This is a genomic window from Streptomyces sp. TAA486 (assembly GCF_000426165.1).
The window spans coordinates 127,650-144,810 of sequence record NZ_AUEV01000015.1 but is presented as its reverse complement, the minus strand read 5'-3'; the positions used below and the strand labels follow the sequence as shown (position 1 = coordinate 144,810).

Sequence of the window (17,161 nt, the reverse complement as noted above, 5' to 3'; positions counted from 1 at the left end):
GGCAGCCCTCACAGGCGTAGCAAGCGGGGGCATGGGGAGACGAGACCGTGCTCACCCATCGGACGGCACCAGGGGCGTAAGGACGCCCCGCATATCCTGGGGAGCGTCGGACAGCGCGGTCCGTGACCTGCCCGAAGCAAATGCTGCAAGGAGCCCCACCTGTGAGCAGTGCCGAAGTGAGCCGTGCCGAGACCCGCCACCAGCAGGGCGGAGCCGGGTCCGCGGCGGGCAACGGCCCCGTCTCCGATACAGCCGCCGAGACCGAGGCCAACAGCGCGCTGCGCGCCGACATCCGCCGCCTCGGAGACCTTCTGGGCGAGACCCTCGTGCGCCAGGAGGGCGCGGAACTGCTCGATCTGGTCGAACGCGTACGGGCGCTGACACGCAGCGACGGCGAGGCCGCCGCCGCCCTCCTCGGCAGGACCGACCTGGAGACCGCCACCAAGCTCGTACGGGCCTTCTCCACGTACTTCCACCTGGCCAACGTCACCGAGCAGGTCCACCGCGGCCGGGAACTGCGCGCCCGTCGCGCCACCGAAGGCGGCAATCTCTCCCGCACCGCCGACATGCTCAAGGACGCCGACCCCGCCCACCTCGCGCAGACCGTGCGCAACCTCGGCGTCCGGCCCGTCTTCACCGCGCACCCCACCGAGGCCGCGCGCCGCTCCGTCCTCACCAAGCTCCGCAAGATCGCCGAACTGCTGGAACACCCCGACCACGACGACAGCAGCCGCACCGACCTGCGCCTCGCCGAGAACGTCGACCTCGTCTGGCAGACGGACGAGCTGCGCGTCGCACGCCCCGAACCCGCCGACGAGGCCCGCAACGCCGTCTACTACCTGGACGAACTGCACCACGGCGCCGTCGGCGACGTGCTGGAGGACCTCGCCGCCGAACTCGAGCGGGCCGGAGCACCCCTGCCCACCGGCACCCGCCCCCTGACCTTCGGTACCTGGATCGGCGGCGACCGCGACGGCAACCCCAACGTCACCCCCGACGTGACCTGGGAAGTGCTGCTGCTTCAGCACGAACACGGCATCACCGACGCCCTCGAACAGATCGACGACCTCCGCGGCGCCCTGTCGAACTCCATCCGCAACAGCGGCGCCACCGAGGAACTCCTCGACTCCCTCAGCCGCGACCTGGACCGGCTGCCCGAGATCAGCCCCCGCTACAAGCGGCTCAACGCCGAGGAGCCGTACCGCCTCAAGGCCACTTGCATCAGGCAGAAGCTCCTCAACACCCGCGACCGGCTCGCCGCCGGCGCACCCCACGTCGCCGGGCGCGACTACCTCGGCACCACCGAACTCGTCGACGACCTGATGCTGCTGCAGAGGTCGCTGCGCGCACACCGCGGCGAACTCGTCGCCGACGGTCGCCTGGAGCGGGTGCTGCGCACCATCGCCGCGTTCGGGCTGCAGCTGGCCACCATGGACGTACGGGAGCACGCCGACGCCCACCACCACGCTCTCGGCCAGCTCTTCGACCGGCTCGGCGAGGAGTCCTGGCGCTACATCGACATGCCCCGCGACTACCGGCAGCGCCTCCTGGCCAAGGAGCTGCGCTCCCGCCGCCCCCTCTCGCCCTCGCCGGCACCGCTGGACGCTGCCGGGGCGAAGACCCTGGGCGTCTTCACGACCGTCCGCAAGGCACTGGAGACCTTCGGGCCCGAAGTCATCGAGTCCTACATCATCTCCATGTGCCAGGGAGCCGACGACGTCTTCGCCGCCGCCGTGCTCGCCCGCGAGGCCGGGCTGATCGACCTGCACGCCGGCTGGGCCCGCATCGGCATCGTCCCGCTGCTGGAGACCACCGACGAGCTGAAAATCGCCGACGAGCTCCTCGACGCGATGCTCTCCGACCCCTCCTACCGCAAGCTCGTCTCCCTCCGAGGCGACCTGCAGGAGGTCATGCTCGGCTACTCCGACTCCTCCAAGTTCGGCGGCATCACCACCTCGCAGTGGGAGATCCACCGCGCACAGCGGCGTCTCCGCGACGTCGCGCACCGGCACGGCGTGCGGCTGCGGCTCTTCCACGGCCGCGGCGGAACCGTCGGCCGCGGCGGCGGCCCCACGCACGACGCGATCCTCGCCCAGCCCTGGGGCACCCTCGAGGGTGAGATCAAGGTCACCGAGCAGGGCGAGGTCATCTCCGACAAGTACCTGGTGCCGTCGCTCGCGAGGGAGAACCTCGAACTGACCGTCGCCGCCACCCTGCAGGCGTCCGCGCTGCACACCGCGCCCCGCCAGTCCGACGAGGCGCTCGCCCGCTGGGACGCCGCCATGGACACCGTCTCCGACGCAGCGCACGGCGCCTACCGGAAGCTGGTGGAGGACCCGGACCTGCCCGCCTACTTCTTCGCCTCCACACCCGTCGACCAGCTCGCCGAACTGCACCTCGGCTCGCGGCCCTCACGGCGTCCCGACAGCGGCGCCGGCCTCGACGGACTGCGCGCCATCCCCTGGGTGTTCGGCTGGACCCAGTCGCGGCAGATCGTGCCCGGCTGGTTCGGCGTCGGCACGGGACTGAAGGCGGCACGCGAGGCAGGACTCGACGGCGTGCTCCAAGAGGCCCAGGAGCACTGGCACTTCTTCCAGAACTTCCTCGCCAACGTCGAGATGACGCTCGCCAAGACCGACCTGCGCATCGCACAGCACTACGTCGACACCCTCGTGCCCGAGGAGCTCAAGCACGTCTTCGAGACCATCCGGGCCGAACACGACCTCACGGTGCGGGAAGTGCTGAGCATCACCGGGGAACGCGAACTGCTCGACGCGAGCCCCGTGCTGAAGCAGACGTTCGCCATCCGCGACGCCTACCTCGACCCGCTCTCCTACCTTCAGGTGACGCTGCTGCACCGGCAGCGCGCAGCCGCCGCGCGCGATGAGGAGCCCGACCAGATGCTCGGGCGGGCGCTGCTGCTGACCGTCAACGGAGTCGCCGCGGGGCTGCGCAACACCGGCTGACGGCACGGACGCACGGACTCACGGACGCGACGCGAACGGCGCCGCCGCAGCGGGAGATTCACCCGCCGCGGCGGCGCCGCGCAGTCTCAACCTGAGTCATGGGGCGGGGCAGGGCGCGGGCGGAGGCGCAGTGATGTGCTCGAAGACCGGGGACGGTCACATGGGTCATGCCCGGTCCCCGCCCGGAACGCGCCTCAGAACGTCAGCACCGCCCAGGACGCCCCCATCACCCCGACGCCGAGCAGCCCCAGCACCAGCCCCGTCCGCTTCATCCGCATGCCCATCGCGAAGACCAGCCCGGCCAGCACGAACGAACCCCCGAACGGCACCGCACCGTAGAGGGCACCCGAGGGGCCCGTGCGCACGACCTCCTTCGTGCCCGGGCGCAACGCCACCTGGAGCCGCTCACCGACCTTGCCCGACGCGGACTCGGCGATCGTCACCTTCTGCGTCTGCGAACCGTCCCTGCCGGTGGAGAAGAACGTTCCGGCGCATTCCTCCTCGGTGCACTTCGCAATCCGCACCGTGCCCCGGACGTCGCTCGTCAGCGCGGGCCCCGCCGTCTGCCACGACGTCCACCCTCCAGCGACGAGCAGCAGCAGCGAACCCAGGATCAGCACGATGTTGCGCGTCAGCAGCAGCATCCCGAACATGCTCTCCCCGGCGCGGCGAGTGCGGCTGCGTTTGACCCGGACGGTGCCCGTCGAGGAAGTCGTCGAGGAGGAGGACATGGCCGAGATCCTTGGGCAAACCGCCCGGAGGGTCAACCTCCGCATCCCGCTTGGGCAGTATTCGGACGATTGCGCCCTCCACCCCGGCTCGCCCCGGCATGCCGGTGACGGCGTGGGCAACAGAGGCCGCGGCTCAGGTCACTTCAGATCCTTGGTCATGAACACTCTGCTCGTGCCAGGGGGATCACAGGGGATGTCACCGAACACACGCCAGCCATGCCTCTCGTAGAAGCCGGGCGCCTGAAAGCTGATCGTGTAGAGCACGGCGCTGCGGCAACCACGTCTGCGGCCCTCGGCCTCGGCGAGGCGCAGGACCTCGCTGCCCGTCCCGAACCCACGGAGCTCGGGCGGCAGATGAAACAGATCCACGAACAGCAGGCCCAACGAGGTGCGGCCCGTCAGACCTCCCACCACACGGCCCGTTCCCGGTTCGCGGACGAGGACGGCGAGCGGGCGGCGGTCGTCGATCTCCGTCTCCCGCACGTTGAAAGCGTCCAGCGAATCCGAGATCAGCGAGACGTCACCCGCGTCCGGAGCATCGGTGATGAAGATCTCCGGACGTGGCACCCCGAGGGGATCAACCAGTTCACCGTTGTCGACCACCGAGGGCGAGGACGGGTCCACCATCGGATCATTCATGCGACGACCGTAACGGCAGGGTCCGACACCGGGCCGTGGCCGCGAACTCCCCGCCCGCCGGCGCGCTACGAGTTGTACGTGCTCTGCGCCCGCTCCAAGCCGTCCAGCACCAGCGACTCCACCGCATCCGCGGCCCGGTCGGTGAAGTAGTCCAGATCCTTGCGCTCCGGCGCGGAGAAGTCCTTCAGCACATAGTCCGCGACCGGCATCCGCCCCGGCGGCCGGCCCACACCGAACCGAACACGGAAATACCCCGGCCCCATCGACTTCGTCAGAGACTTCAGCCCGTTGTGACCGTTGTCGCCGCCGCCCTTCTTCAGCCGCAGCACCCCGAAGTCGATGTCCAACTCGTCGTGGACCACCACCATCCGCTCCACCGGCACCTTGTAGAAGTCCCGCAGCGCCGTGACCGGACCACCCGAGAGATTCATGTACGACATCGGCTGAGCGACCACCACACGGCAGCCCGAGGCCGAACCCGGCGCCCCGAACCGGCCCTCCAGCACCCGCGAACGCGACTTGTGCGCCTTGAACTTCCCCCCGATACGGGACGCCAGCAGATCCGTCACGGCGAACCCGATGTTGTGCCGGTTGCCCGCGTAACCCGGACCCGGATTGCCCAGGCCCACGACCAGCCACGGCCCCGACGGGCCGCCCGAACCACTGGCCCCACCAGCACCACTGGCATCACCCGTACCGGCAACAGTCCTCATCAGAACGGTCCTTCAAAGATCGGCGAACGGCGAACTGCGCCGGCGGCCACCGGCAGCGGAACGACCGCCGCCGCGCTCCACCCGGCCCGAGCGGCCAGGGAACGCGGCGGCAGCCGGAGATCAAGACCCGGAGGACCGGATCACTCAGGAGCGACCTCGCTCGGGGCCTCCTCCACGGCCTCGGTCTCCTCCTCGGGCTCCGGCTCCTCGGCCTGAGCCGCCAGCACCTGGATCACGACGTCGTCCTCTTCGACGGCCAGCGAGGTGCCCTTCGGCAGCTTGATCTGCCCGGCGGTGACCGAGTCACCCGCGTCCAGACCCTCGACGGACACCGTGACCGACTCCGGAATGTGCGTGGCCTCCGCCTCGACCGGCAGCGCCATCAGCACGTGCTCCAGCAGGTTCTGCCCGGGAGCCAGCTCACCCTCGACGTGGATCGGGACGTCCACGTTGACCTTCTCGCCCTTGCGGACGATCAGAAGGTCGGCGTGGACCAGGAAGCCGCGGATCGCCTCACGCTGCACGGCCTTCGGGATCACCAGCTGCTTCTTGCCCTCGACGTCCAGGTGGATCAGGACGTTCGGCGTCTTCAGCGCCATCATCATGTCGTAGCTGGGCAGCGTCACGTGGACCGGGTCCTCGCCGTGACCGTAGATCACCGCGGGAATCCTCTCCTCGCGGCGCAGACGACGAGCAGCGCCCTTGCCGAACTCGGAACGGATACTCGCGGAAAGATTGACGTCAGCCATGCTGCGCTCCTCGCATTCGAAACGGATCCCGCATCTGGGGTGTCACTCGGTCCGTCCACGACAGACCGGCCACGCCGCAGAGCCGGCCCCGGCGGAGACCGCCGTGGGGACCCTGGCGAAGAGCGCGCGTCGATAACGGATGAGCCGGGCCGTACGACCAGCGCACGAACACGGCCTCCCTCGCCGAGCGACATCAGGAGTCTACGCGGCGAAGAAGGCCGTGCGGAAATCGATCACGATCCCGACCCCGTCCAAGACGGAAGCAGCGGCCCGGGCAGAAGCGCCCGGGCCGCCCTCTCACGCCTGTTCGTCGAAGAGGCTCGTCACCGAGCCGTCCTCGAAGACCTCACGCACCGCGCGAGCGATCGTCGGCGCCATCGACAGCACCGTGATCTTGTCCAGATCCTGCTCACCCGGCGTCGGCAGCGTGTTCGTGAAGATGAACTGACTCACCTTCGAATTCTTCAGCCGGTCGGCCGCGGGCCCCGACAGCACACCGTGCGTCGCCGTGACGATGACATCCTCCGCACCGTTCGCGAACAGCGCGTCCGCCGCGGCGCAGATCGTGCCACCCGTGTCGATCATGTCGTCCACCAGGACACACACACGGCCCTCGACGTCACCGACCACCTCGTGCACCGTCACCTGATTCGCGACCTCCGGGTCACGGCGCTTGTGCACGATCGCCAGCGGCGCACCCAGCCGGTCCGCCCACCGGTCCGCCACCCGCACACGCCCCGCGTCCGGGGAGACGACCGTCAGCTTGTTCCGGTCCACCTGCTCGCCCACGTAGTCGGCGAGAATCGGCAACGCGAAAAGGTGATCCACCGGACCGTCGAAGAAACCCTGAATCTGATCCGTGTGCAGATCCACCGTGAGAATCCGGTCCGCACCCGCGGTCTGCAGCAGATCCGCCATCAGACGTGCCGAAATGGGCTCCCGCCCACGGTGCTTCTTGTCCTGACGCGCATAGCCGTAGAACGGCACGATCACCGTGATGCTGCGGGCCGAAGCACGCTTCAAAGCATCGATCATGATCAGCTGTTCCATGATCGACTTGTTGATCGGGGCCGTGTGGCTCTGCATCAGAAAGCAGTCGGCGCCACGCGCGGACTCCCGGAAGCGGACGTAGATCTCGCCGTTCGCGAAGTCGAAAGTCTTGGTCGGGACCACACCGATACCCAGCTGATCCGCGACCTCCTCCGCAAGCTCGGGGTGGGCGCGGCCGGAGAAGAGCATCAACTTCTTCTCGCCGGTCGTCTTGATCCCGGTCACTGCACCGTCTCCTTGAGTTCCGCGGGGCGTGCGTGCCTCCTAACCGTACGCCCCGGCCCACGGCCCCGCGTACCCGGCAGGAGCCGTACCCGCTCGTCAGCCACCCTGCGGGCCCTGCGCGCCCTGCGGATCCGCCGCGCCGCCCACAGCCCCGGCACCACCCTGCGCGGCGCTCTCGGCCGCCTGGGCCGCCGCACTTCCGGGCCTCTTACGCGCCACCCAGCCCTCAATATTGCGCTGTTGGCCACGCGCCACAGCGAGCGAACCCGGAGGCACATCCTTCGTGATCACCGAACCCGCCGCCGTATAAGCACCGTCCCCGACAGTGACAGGCGCCACAAACATGTTGTCCGCACCCGTCTTGCAGTGTGAACCGATCGACGTGCGGTGCTTGTTCTCGCCGTCGTAATTCACGAACACCGTCGCCGCACCGATGTTGGTGTGATCGCCCACCGAGGCGTCACCCACATACGAAAGATGCGGAACCTTCGAACCCTCGCCGATCTTCGCGTTCTTGAGCTCCACGAAACCGCCGGCCTTCGCCTTCACTCCAAGCTTCGTACCCGGCCGCAAATACGTGAACGGACCGACTTTCGCGCCGTCCCCGATCTCCGCACCCGACGCCACCGTGTTGTTCACCGACGCACCCGCCCCCACGGCCGTGTCCGCCAACTGGGAATTCGGGCCCACCTCGCAGCCCGCCGCCAAGTGCGTGGAACCCGTCAACTGCGTGCCGGGCAGCACTGTCACGTCCTGCTCGTACGACACCGACACATCGATCCATGTCGACACCGGATCCACCACCGTCACACCCGCGAGCATCGCCCGCTCCAGCAGACGGCCGTTCAGCAGCCGACGCGCCTCGGAAAGCTGCACACGGTTGTTGATCCCGAGGATCTCCCGGTGCTCGCCCGCCACCGACGCGCCCACACGGTGCCCCGCGCTGCGCAGAATGCCGAGCACATCCGTCAGGTACTCCTCGCCCTGGCTGTTGTCCGTACGCACCTTCCCCAGCGCGTCCGTCAGCAGCTGCGCGTCGAAGGCGAACACACCCGAGTTGATCTCCGTGATCGCCAGCTGCTCCGGCGTCGCGTCCTTGTGCTCGACGATCGCCGTCACCGCGCCGCTGTCCGGATCGCGCACGATGCGTCCGTAACCCGTCGAGTCCGGCACCTCGGCCGTCAGGACGGTGACCGCGTTGCCGTCCGCGGAATGTGTGTCGGCCAGGGACTGCAGCGTCTCCCCGGTCAGCAGCGGGGTGTCCCCGCAGGTCACGACAACCGTGCCGTCCAGGACCACGCCGCTGCCCGAAAGCTCCTCGAGGGCCATGCGCACCGCGTGGCCGGTGCCGTTCTGCTCGTGCTGCACCGCGGTGCGCACCTCGGCGTCGATCTCGGCGAGATGCTCGGTGACCTGCTCACGGGCATGGCCGACGACCACGACGAGGTACTCGGGAGAGAGGCTGCGGGAAGCGGCGACGACATGGCCGAGAAGGGAACGGCCGCAGATCTCGTGCAGGACCTTGGGCGTCGCCGACTTCATTCGGGTGCCCTCACCTGCTGCGAGTACGACGACGGCTGCCGGGCGGTTGGCGCTCACGGGTGTGCCCTTCGGCTACGGGGTCAGGGGGAACACCCGCAGGATACCGGTGGGTTGCGAGGGGTTCCGGATCCGGACACGAGAGCGGGCCCTGACCTCGGAGAGACCGGGCCCGGCATTCGAACTTTGAGCTCCCCTGCAAGGATTCGAACCTTGACTACCAAAACCAAAATTTGGGGTGCTGCCTGGTTACACCACAGGGGATCGCCGCGTCAGACCTTACCCGACACCTGGAAGTCAGGACGGTTCGCTCAGCGCCGTGCATCGCATGCATCCGCTCCGGCGAGGTTCGGGGTCTGGGCGGATCCCGCACCCACAGCGACACCGAGCTCTTCGACACCCCCAGCTCCGCCACGATCTCGTCGTACGTCCTGCCCGCGCGGCGCAGTTCCCGTGCGCGGGCCTTCAGTTCGGTCTTCGCCTGCACCATGACGGAAGCTTCCGCCGGGACCGTGGCGGAGTGCGCCGGAATGATGGACTATTCACCAGTTCGAGTAGGGAACGCTCGTTTCCGTTGCGGGTCGGGGCGGTGGTTGCTGTTAACCGGAACATTCGGGTCCGGCTACGGAATCGTCGGTTCCTTCACGAGCCGGAAAACTCGTTGGCACCCGGTCGTACGCTGGTCGGTATGACCGAGACGGGGGAGAGGCGGACCGTCGGCGGGCCATGGTGGTGGAGGCGCCGGCGGAGCGCCGTGCTGGACATCACTCTCGGCCTGGTGTCCGCCGTGGAGTGCGCGGTCCAGGGCGTCGATTTCGCAGGTGAGGCCGGGTTGCCCGCGGCCTCCGGCGTGGTGCTGGGACTGGTGACGGGCTCGACGCTGGTGCTCCGGAGGCGCTGGCCGATCGCTGTGGTGCTGGTGGCCGTCGCGCTGACGCCGGCGGAGATGGGCTATCTGCTCGGCTTCGTCGGGCTCTACAGCCTCGCGGTCGCCGCGGACGTGCCGCGCCGGATCACGGTGCTGCTCACGGGGATGCAGGCGGCCGCCGCCGTGATCATCACGGTCGTGCGGATGCACCAGAGCATCGGCCGGGACGCCGGGTTCGATCCTCCGGCGTGGTTCATTCCCCTGATGTCCGTCGTGGTGGCGATCGGGCTGACGGCGCCGCCGGTGCTGATGGGCCTGTACGTGGGCGCGCGCCGTCGTCTGGTGGAGTCGCTGCGGGAGCGTGCGGACGGTCTGGAGCGGGAGTTGGCACTGCTGGCGGACCGGGCGGAGGAGCGCGCGGAGTGGGCGCGCAGCGAGGAGCGCACGCGGATCGCCCGGGAGATGCACGACGTGGTGGCGCACAGGGTGAGCCTGATGGTGGTGCATGCGGCGGCTTTGCAGGCGGTGGCGCTGAAGGATCCGGAGAAGGCGTCGAAGAACGCCGCGCTGGTGGGCGACATGGGCCGGCAGGCGCTGACGGAGTTGCGGACGATGCTGGGCGTGCTGCGGTCGACGGAGCGTTCGCAGGAGGCGGGTGCGCAGGTCGCCGGTTCCGGGGGTGCGTCGGTGCGGCTGGCGGAGTTCGCGGCGGCGGCCGCGGGTTCGGCGAAGGACGGCGCGTCCGGCCGTCGGCGTGAGGGTGTGCCGCGGCAGGCGTCGGGCGACGGCCCCGGTGGTGCGGGCGCCCCCGCGGGCGCGCGGTCTCGTTCCGGATCGGGGGATGCCGCGGCGGAGGAGCAGGGCTGGTGTGAGGGCCCGTATCTGTCGGAGCTGGACGCCCTGGTGGGGCAGTCGCGGGAGACAGGCATGGCTGTCGATTTCTCGGTGGACGGTTCCTCGCGTGGCTATGGGGCGGGCGTGGAGCAGACGGCGTTCCGCGTGGTCCAGGAGGCGCTGACGAACGTGCACAAGCATGCGCCGGGTGCCCGCACGAGGGTGCGGCTGGCGCATCGCGAGGGTGAGGTCGCGGTTCAGGTGGAGAACGAGCGGCCGGCGGACGGGGACGGCGCGGCCGGTGCGGAGCTGCCGAGCGGCGGCAACGGGCTTGTGGGGATGAAGGAGCGGGTGACGGCGCTCGGCGGGGGGTTCGTGTCGGGGCCGACGGATGTGGGGGGTTTCCGGGTGTCGGCGGTGATCCCGGCCGGGAGGTCGCAGGTCGCGGGGCCGGGCGGGGCGGGTCCTCGGTAGGGGTCCGCTGTGCGGGCGGCGGCGGTGTGCCGGGTTCCCGTCAGCCGGCTCCGGCGGGGTGTGCGGAGTCGGGGGGACGGCGGGGTCCGGGTGGACGGGCGGTGTGGACGGTGCCGGAGATCCGCGCCGAGTCCGACCCGGGGGCCGGGCCCCACACCGAGTCCGATTCCGTCTCCCAGTCCGGGTCCCGGTCCGTGTCCGAATCCGGTTCCGTGCCCGGGTCGGAATACGAGACGGGCACGGAACGGGAGCCGCTGCCGGCGCCTGTCGTCGTGCCCGTACGGGCCGCGGCGTCGAGCGGTCTGGTGAGGCGTTCGGGTCGCGTGCCGGTGAGCAGCGCGGCGAGTGCGGTGTCGAAGTCGCGGCCGAGGTACCAGTCGCCGGTGTGGTCGAGGCTGTAGACGCGCGCTTCGGTGTCGATGGCGAGGAGTGCGGCGTCGGCTCCGTCGGTGCCCAGCGGGCAGATCTGGGTGTGCAGGGCGCGGCCGAGGTCGGCGAGGGTGCGTGCGGCGTGGACGGCGTGCATGGGGTCGATGTGCAGGCTCGCGGGGGCGATGTTGCGGCCGGGGCCTGTGGGGTCGATGGGCAGGTTGCCGAATTCGGCCCAGACTTCGACGGCGGCGGGGAAGACGGCGTGACGGTGTCCGCCGGGTGAGATGTGGCCGCGGAGGGCGTCGGCCCATTCCTCGGCCTGGCGCATGTCCCATCGTCCGGGTTGCCAGCCCGCGTTGCGCAGTGCGTCGTCGACGGCGACGGGGAAGCGCGTTGTGGATGTGCGCTGGTGCGGGGGCCGGTTCACCGGGGTGCCTTTTCGCCGGCGGTTCCGGGGTCGACGGGGCGTACCCCGAAGTGGGTGAGGAGTGCGCCGCATGCCCGGCAGGGAGGTGCGTAGTGGCCGTGCAGGGGGTCGCCGTGTTCGCGGATGTGGCGGGCGGTGAGTTTGGCGTTCTTCAGGGCCCGCTTGGCCTCGCTGTGGGTGAGGGGCCGGAGCTTGGCGCTGCCTGTGCGGCGGTTGCCGCGTTTGACCGCGCGGGCGTGCTCGGTGGCCGTGAGGTAACGGGAGAGCAGGACGGTTTCGGGGCAGCGGCCGGTGTGACGTGCGCGGTTCTCGGTGGCGAGGGTGTCGAGGAAGTCCTGCACGAGGGGGTGTGGTGCGGGGGGCTGGTCGCCCTTGTTGCCTGTGGAGGTGAGAGTGCGGCCGCGTACGGAGAGGGCGGCGGCGACGGCGGGGAGGATGCCGTCGCGGCGTTCGTGGAGCGGGGGTGTGGTGTCGTCGGGTGTGGCGTTCCAGCCCACGCGGGGGTCGTCGGCGGTTCGGTTCGTGGCCGGTGCGGTGGGCCTGGCGGGCGTGGCCGCTCCGGTGGCGGCCGTTGCCGGTGCGGCCGGTGTGGCTGGTGTGGACGCCGGGGAATTCAGCGACGCGGTGTTCATGTGGTGGTTCCTCCCCGCACGGACCCTTCTGCCGTTTGTGTCGTGGTGTGTGCTGTGTGCCGGGCCAAGTATGCAGTGTGGGGGGTGAGCCGATCATGCCAGTGGGCATGTCAGGGGAATGCGCCGGTTTCCGAAGTGGGCTGAGTAAAGGGGTGGTGGGGCGGGACAGTGGGGGCCAGCATCTGGCGTACATCGTCTTTTCGAGGCAGGAGTTCCGCGATGGGCCGCACCTCCCTTCGTTGTCGCAGTGATGGTGACCGACACAGTCGCACGTGTGGTCGCAGGGGTAGTCACCTCGGTGTGCGTGTCCGCCGTGCGCTGGGGGTGGCGGTGGTTGTCCCGGTGCTTGTTGTGACGGCTGCGGCCTGCAGCGGCGACGGTGACGACGGTGGGGGCGCCGGGAAGAAGGCCGATGGCCAGGGCCAGAAGTCCGGTGGCTCGGACGGCGAGGGAGCCAAGGACGAGGGCGAGGGCAGCGGTGACTCCGGGGGCGGTGTGCCGCCGCTGGACAAGAAGCAGTTGAACGATGCGCTGCTCAAGTCCGGTGATGTGAAGGGCTATCGGGCGCAGCGCAACAAGGAGGACGCGCTGGCCGGTCAGGGCACGATCGAGTCGGACGACCCGAGGTGCTCCCCGATCACCGATGTGGTGGATTCCGAGCCGGAGCGTGAGCGCAAGGCGTACGCCAGCGGTGTGCTGATGAAAGGTTCACTCAGTACGGGCGGCGCGGTTCAGCAGGTGCTGCTCTCCTCGTACGGCGACGGCGGGGCCGTGAAGTGGCTCGGGGACCTGAAGAAGGCCCTGGGCAGGTGCGATTCGTTCGCGGGGAAGATCGGCACGGGCGAGAAGACGCAGCTGCGGATCAAGCGTGGCGAGGCGGTGGGCGTCGGTGACGATTCGGTCCGGTTCACGATGGAGGACGCGAAGGGGAAGGACTCTCCGACGGTTTTCACCATCGTCCGTGCGGGCGGCAACACGGCGTCGTTCATGTCGGTCTCGCTGTCGGGTGAGCCGCAGGCCGTCGCCGAATCGCTCGTGGAGAAGCAGCACGAGAAGTTGACGAAGGCGGGCGAGAAGTAGGCGACCGGGGCGGGACGGGCGGACCGGCGCGCCGGCACCGCACGCTCCGTGGGCCGATGGGCCCGCGCCGCTCGGCGCGCGGGGACGTTGTGATCGTCCGCGAAGGCGGGCGGTGCCCCGCAGTTGGCGTACCGCATAGGCTGTCCCACGTCAGCCAGATGTGCAGCAGGGGGCTTCCGCGATGACGACAGGTCGGCTCGGGGCGGGTGCACGCCCCCAGGTTCATCCCCCTGGCTCCCCCGGGGGGAGCGCCGCAGCGCCGAACCGGGCCTACGCCGGCCAGGTCGTGAACTTTCCCGATCCGGTGCGGGCCGCCCGGCATCCGGCAGGGGTCCAGGTCGACGAGAACGGTCTGCCGGTCTTCTCCGCGTACGCGCGTGCCGCCGCCGAGATCGCGGAGCCTCCGGAGGGCTTCGGCGGTGACGAGCTGCGGCTCACGGACTACGTGTCGGCCAACGCCGCGCTGCACGCCTCGGGTCACGAACTGTGGGCGGATCTGTCGCCGGTGGCGACTCCGCACGGCTGGACGTGGCATCACGTCGCGTACGGCCGTCGCATGGAGCTGGTCCCCGTCGAGGTGAAGGTGCTGCTGCGGCATCACGGGGGGCTGGCGACCGCCAACGTGGACCACGCAAAGAGCGGGACGCGACCGTTGCGGGACACCCGGCCGGTGCACTTCGAGGTGCCGCATTCGGTCGCGGTGACCGAGTCGCAGGTGCTGGAGGCGGAGGAGCGGCTGGGGTACCAACTTCCCGGCGCGTACCGCGCGTTCCTGAAGGCGGCGGGCGGCTGCGCGCCGCGCGGGGTCGGGTTGGACGCCGAGTTGGGACTGCTGGTCGACCAGCCGTTCTTCACGGTGCGGGAGGACGCGGCGGTCAACGACCTCGTGTACATCAACAAGTGTCTGCGCGACCACTTCACCAAGGACTTCCTCGGGGTGGGTTTCGTGCAGGGCGGTCTGATCGCCGTGAAGGTCAAGGGTGAGGCCGTCGGTTCGGTGTGGTTCTGCGCCTTCGACGATGCGCGTGACCAGGACGGACTCGATGTGCAGGCGCGTACGGAGCGGCTTCTGCGGCCGTGCGGCGCCGACTTCGACGAGTTCCTGCTGCGGCTCGCGGGCAGTCCGCCGGAGTTGGAGACCGTCGCGAACCTGATGGTGGACGGCGGCTTCGCACGTGCGGTCCAGGTGTGAGGGCCTCGTTGAGAGTTGGGGAGTGAGCGCGCGATGGTGACCTTCGCACAGGCTCAGGAGCGCGCGGAGCGCTGGGTCAACGGCGATGTGCCCGACGACCGGCACCGCGAGGTGCGGGTGCGGGAGTTCGACCTGGGCTTCGTGGCGTGGGCGGAGCCCACCGCCGGGTCCGGGGACGACGTGACCCGTGCGCGGCTGGTGATAGCGCGGGACAGCGGGGAGACGACGCTGTGGCCGGGGCTGCCGGTGGGTGAGGTCATCCGCCGCTACGAGGAGGAGTACGGATCGCCCGCCGTGGCGGCCACCCCTCCGGGCGGCGCGTCCCCTCCGCAGCGTCTGGATCTGGAGGCGACGTCCTTTCTGCTGACGCCGCCGGACTGGCTTCAGCAGGCCGCCGACGAGATGGGCATCCCGGACCGGCGGGGCGTCGGCACGGGCGCGGGCGCCGGAACGGGATCCGGCGCGGGCGCGAGCAGCGCCGGTGCTGACGCGAGTGCGTCCGCTGCGGGCGTCAGCCCGTGGGACGCGGCGGACACGAGCAGTTCTGGCGGCGGGGAGGCACAGCTGCCGCCCGCCACCGTCTTCGCTCCGCCCCTCGCCGACGGCGGGGCCTCCGCGGACGCCAAGACGGAGATGATGCCCGAGGGCACCCCTCTTCCGAGGACGGCTGTCTCACCGGCGGTGGACGGCACGGACCAGCAGGGGCACGTACAGGGGCAGGCGCAGGGCCAGGTTCCCGGTCAGGCCCATGGGCCGACGGTGCCTCCGCCGCCGCCCCTTCCGCCCAACGCACCGCCACCGCCGCCCGGTTCGGGTCCCGGCGGCGACGCGGGCTCCGGCGGCGGAGGTGACGTGCACCATGCGGCGACAATGCTCGCGGGCCCGTCGCACGGCGGCTCCGGTGGAATAGGTGCCCCTCCGCCGCCGCCCGGTCCTCCCGGTGCGATCGGTGCCTCGGGCAGCGCCGACGCGGAAACGGGCAAGGCGGCGCGCGGATCGGAGCCGTCAAGACCTTCGCGAGGGAGCGGCCCGTCCGTGCCGCCGCCACCCGGAGCGCCCGGCACACCAGGAGCGAGGCCGCCCGGCGCGGGCGGCGACGCACCGGGATCCTCAGGCGCGGGCTACGTACCGACGCAGATGGTCTCCGCCGACGAGGTGGCGCAGCTGCGGGACAGCGGCGGCAGCGCTCCCGGTTCGGGCCCCGGCGACGGGACGGGGCCCGGGGGCGGCGTGCACCATGCGGCGACGGTGCTCGCGGGCCCCTCGCAGGGCGGCCCCGGTACTCCTCCGCCTCCCGGCGCTCCCGGTACTCCTCCGCCTCCGCCCGCCGCTCCCGGACAGCCCGCGGGTACGGGCGGGACCGGCGAGGGCACCGGCGGAGGTGACGTGCACCATGCGGCGACGATGCTTGCGGGCCCCTCGCAGGGCGGTCCCGGCACGCCTCCGCCTCCCGGACCGCCGTCCCCGCCGCCTTCAGCGCCTCCGCCCGTGCCCGCGGCTCCGGGAGCTCCACCGCAGGGCTACGGGTTCCCGCAGCAGGGGCCGCCCGCCGGGCCTCCGCCGGGCGTTCCCGGGCAGCCCGCGGCGCCAGGCATGCCCGGTGCCGCCCCGCCGCCCGCGTACGGCTATCCGCAACAGCAGCAGCCCACCGGCCTCCCCACGGTCGGCCCCGGCTACATGGCCGTGCTCCGCTACCGCGCACCGGACGGCTCCGAGCAGCAGCTGATCAGGCGCTCCGCGCCCGGCACCCCGCATCCGGAGTGGCAGATCCTGCACGAGCTGCACAACATGAACGTGCCGCCCCAGCAAGTGGTGGAGCTGCACACCGAGTTGGAGTCCTGTGAGCTGCCGGGCGGCTACTGCGCCCGCATGATCCGCGAGACGTGGCCGCAGGTCCGTGTGACGCACACGGCGCCGTACGGACGTGACCACGCGTCACGTCAGCAGGGGATGCGTCATCTCCTGGAGCACCAGGGCGAGTTGCACCAGGTCGCGGACGGGCCGGCGCGCCCCGCGCCGTTCCGTGTGCCGCTGCCGCCGCAGCACCAGATCCCGCCCGTGCCGCCTCTGCCGCCGGACGCGATAGGGCAGGAGCTGCTGCAGGCGTTCGGGCCGCAGGCCGTCTTCCGCTTCGATCAGCACGCCGTCTCGCGGCAGGGCGTGCCGGACATCGTGGGGCAGACGCTCGTGTGGGCCGGTCTGCCGGTGGACGTCGGTCCGTTCTTCTGGGGCCAGACCCAGCCGGGCCGCCCGGTGCCGACGCTGGCCGAGCTGGCGCAGGAGCGGGGCGTGCAGCCCGGTTCCGACGCCGGTTCGTACCTGGTCATGGGCAACGACTTCGGCAAGCAGATGTGCGTGCAGTACGGCACCGCGAACATCGTGGCGGTGCCGCTGGAGGGCGGCCCCGAAGGGCAGCCCGCGCAGCCGCAGTTCGTCAACACCGGGCTTCCCGAGTTCGTGCGGGCGCTCGCGCTGCTCGGCCGGATGTGGCCGCTGCGGTACGGGCTCACACAGGAGCAGGCGGGGCGGTGGACCGTCGACTTCCAGGCGCAGCTCGCCGCGCTGGACCCGGCCGCCTTCTCCACCCCGGAGAACTGGTGGGCGGTGCTGCTGGAGCAGATGTGGGACGGGCTCTTCTAGGCGCGTTCCGCCCGCTCGTCCCGGCCCGCC

At 70.6% G+C, this 17,161-nt stretch carries 12 protein-coding genes and 1 pseudogene; 5 read left to right on the top strand and 8 right to left on the bottom strand.

The window, feature by feature from the left end:
* The first annotated feature begins 161 nt into the window (after window positions 1–161).
* Window positions 162–2,966: a phosphoenolpyruvate carboxylase gene (gene ppc / locus I004_RS0120760; RefSeq protein ID WP_028437081.1), complete on the top strand. Its 2,805-nt coding sequence runs from the start codon at window positions 162–164 to the stop codon at window positions 2,964–2,966.
* 194 nt (window positions 2,967–3,160) lie between these two features.
* Here ppc and I004_RS0120755 read toward each other — a convergent pair whose 3' ends face one another.
* The 6 genes from I004_RS0120755 to glmU form a co-directional block, all read right to left on the bottom strand.
* The gene (locus tag I004_RS0120755) at window positions 3,161–3,697 is read right to left on the bottom strand and encodes a hypothetical protein (protein WP_037977115.1); all 537 of its coding nucleotides are present in this window, start codon (window positions 3,695–3,697) and stop codon (window positions 3,161–3,163) included.
* Window positions 3,698–3,835: 138 nt separating this feature from the next.
* Window positions 3,836–4,336 (bottom strand): GNAT family N-acetyltransferase, encoded by a 501-nt coding sequence (locus I004_RS0120750; RefSeq protein WP_486580148.1) that lies wholly within the window; start codon window positions 4,334–4,336, stop codon window positions 3,836–3,838.
* Window positions 4,337–4,401: 65 nt separating this feature from the next.
* Window positions 4,402–5,049, bottom strand: a complete 648-nt coding sequence (gene pth, locus I004_RS0120745; RefSeq protein WP_078511531.1) for an aminoacyl-tRNA hydrolase — start codon at window positions 5,047–5,049, stop codon at window positions 4,402–4,404.
* 140 nt (window positions 5,050–5,189) lie between these two features.
* The gene (locus I004_RS0120740; protein WP_028437077.1) at window positions 5,190–5,798 is read right to left on the bottom strand and encodes a 50S ribosomal protein L25/general stress protein Ctc; all 609 of its coding nucleotides are present in this window, start codon (window positions 5,796–5,798) and stop codon (window positions 5,190–5,192) included.
* Between the two features lie 297 nt (window positions 5,799–6,095).
* The gene (locus I004_RS0120735) at window positions 6,096–7,073 is read right to left on the bottom strand and encodes a ribose-phosphate diphosphokinase (RefSeq protein WP_028437076.1); all 978 of its coding nucleotides are present in this window, start codon (window positions 7,071–7,073) and stop codon (window positions 6,096–6,098) included.
* A gap of 96 nt (window positions 7,074–7,169) precedes the next feature.
* Window positions 7,170–8,672: a bifunctional UDP-N-acetylglucosamine diphosphorylase/glucosamine-1-phosphate N-acetyltransferase GlmU gene (glmU, locus tag I004_RS35120; protein WP_078511529.1), complete on the bottom strand. Its 1,503-nt coding sequence runs from the start codon at window positions 8,670–8,672 to the stop codon at window positions 7,170–7,172.
* 628 nt (window positions 8,673–9,300) lie between these two features.
* Here glmU and I004_RS0120725 point away from each other — a divergent pair.
* A complete protein-coding gene (locus I004_RS0120725) occupies window positions 9,301–10,788 on the top strand; it encodes a histidine kinase (RefSeq protein WP_078511526.1) in 1,488 nt (495 codons plus the stop codon).
* A 304-nt stretch (window positions 10,789–11,092) separates the two neighbouring features.
* Here I004_RS0120725 and I004_RS35115 read toward each other — a convergent pair.
* Together I004_RS35115 and I004_RS35110 are read right to left on the bottom strand one after the other, a co-directional pair.
* Window positions 11,093–11,659 (bottom strand): annotated as a pseudogene (locus I004_RS35115) (SUKH-3 domain-containing protein); the annotation flags it as partial.
* Window positions 11,584–12,219: a YwqJ-related putative deaminase gene (locus I004_RS35110; protein WP_078511525.1), complete on the bottom strand. Its 636-nt coding sequence runs from the start codon at window positions 12,217–12,219 to the stop codon at window positions 11,584–11,586. The gene I004_RS35110 and the pseudogene I004_RS35115, both read right to left, overlap by 76 nt.
* Before the next feature lie 300 nt (window positions 12,220–12,519).
* On the opposite strand from I004_RS35110, the gene I004_RS0120705 reads away from it, so the two are divergent.
* From I004_RS0120705 to I004_RS0120695, 3 genes are all read left to right on the top strand, one after another.
* Window positions 12,520–13,299 carry a hypothetical protein gene (locus tag I004_RS0120705; protein ID WP_028437074.1) on the top strand — a complete coding sequence of 260 codons (780 nt, stop codon included), beginning with the start codon at window positions 12,520–12,522 and terminating at the stop codon, window positions 13,297–13,299.
* A 181-nt stretch (window positions 13,300–13,480) separates the two neighbouring features.
* Entirely contained in the window at window positions 13,481–14,491 is a 1,011-nt protein-coding gene (locus I004_RS0120700) for an SMI1/KNR4 family protein (RefSeq protein WP_028437073.1), read from the top strand.
* 33 nt (window positions 14,492–14,524) lie between these two features.
* Window positions 14,525–17,131 (top strand): SUKH-4 family immunity protein, encoded by a 2,607-nt coding sequence (locus tag I004_RS0120695; protein WP_028437072.1) that lies wholly within the window; start codon window positions 14,525–14,527, stop codon window positions 17,129–17,131.
* Window positions 17,132–17,161 lie beyond the last annotated feature (30 nt).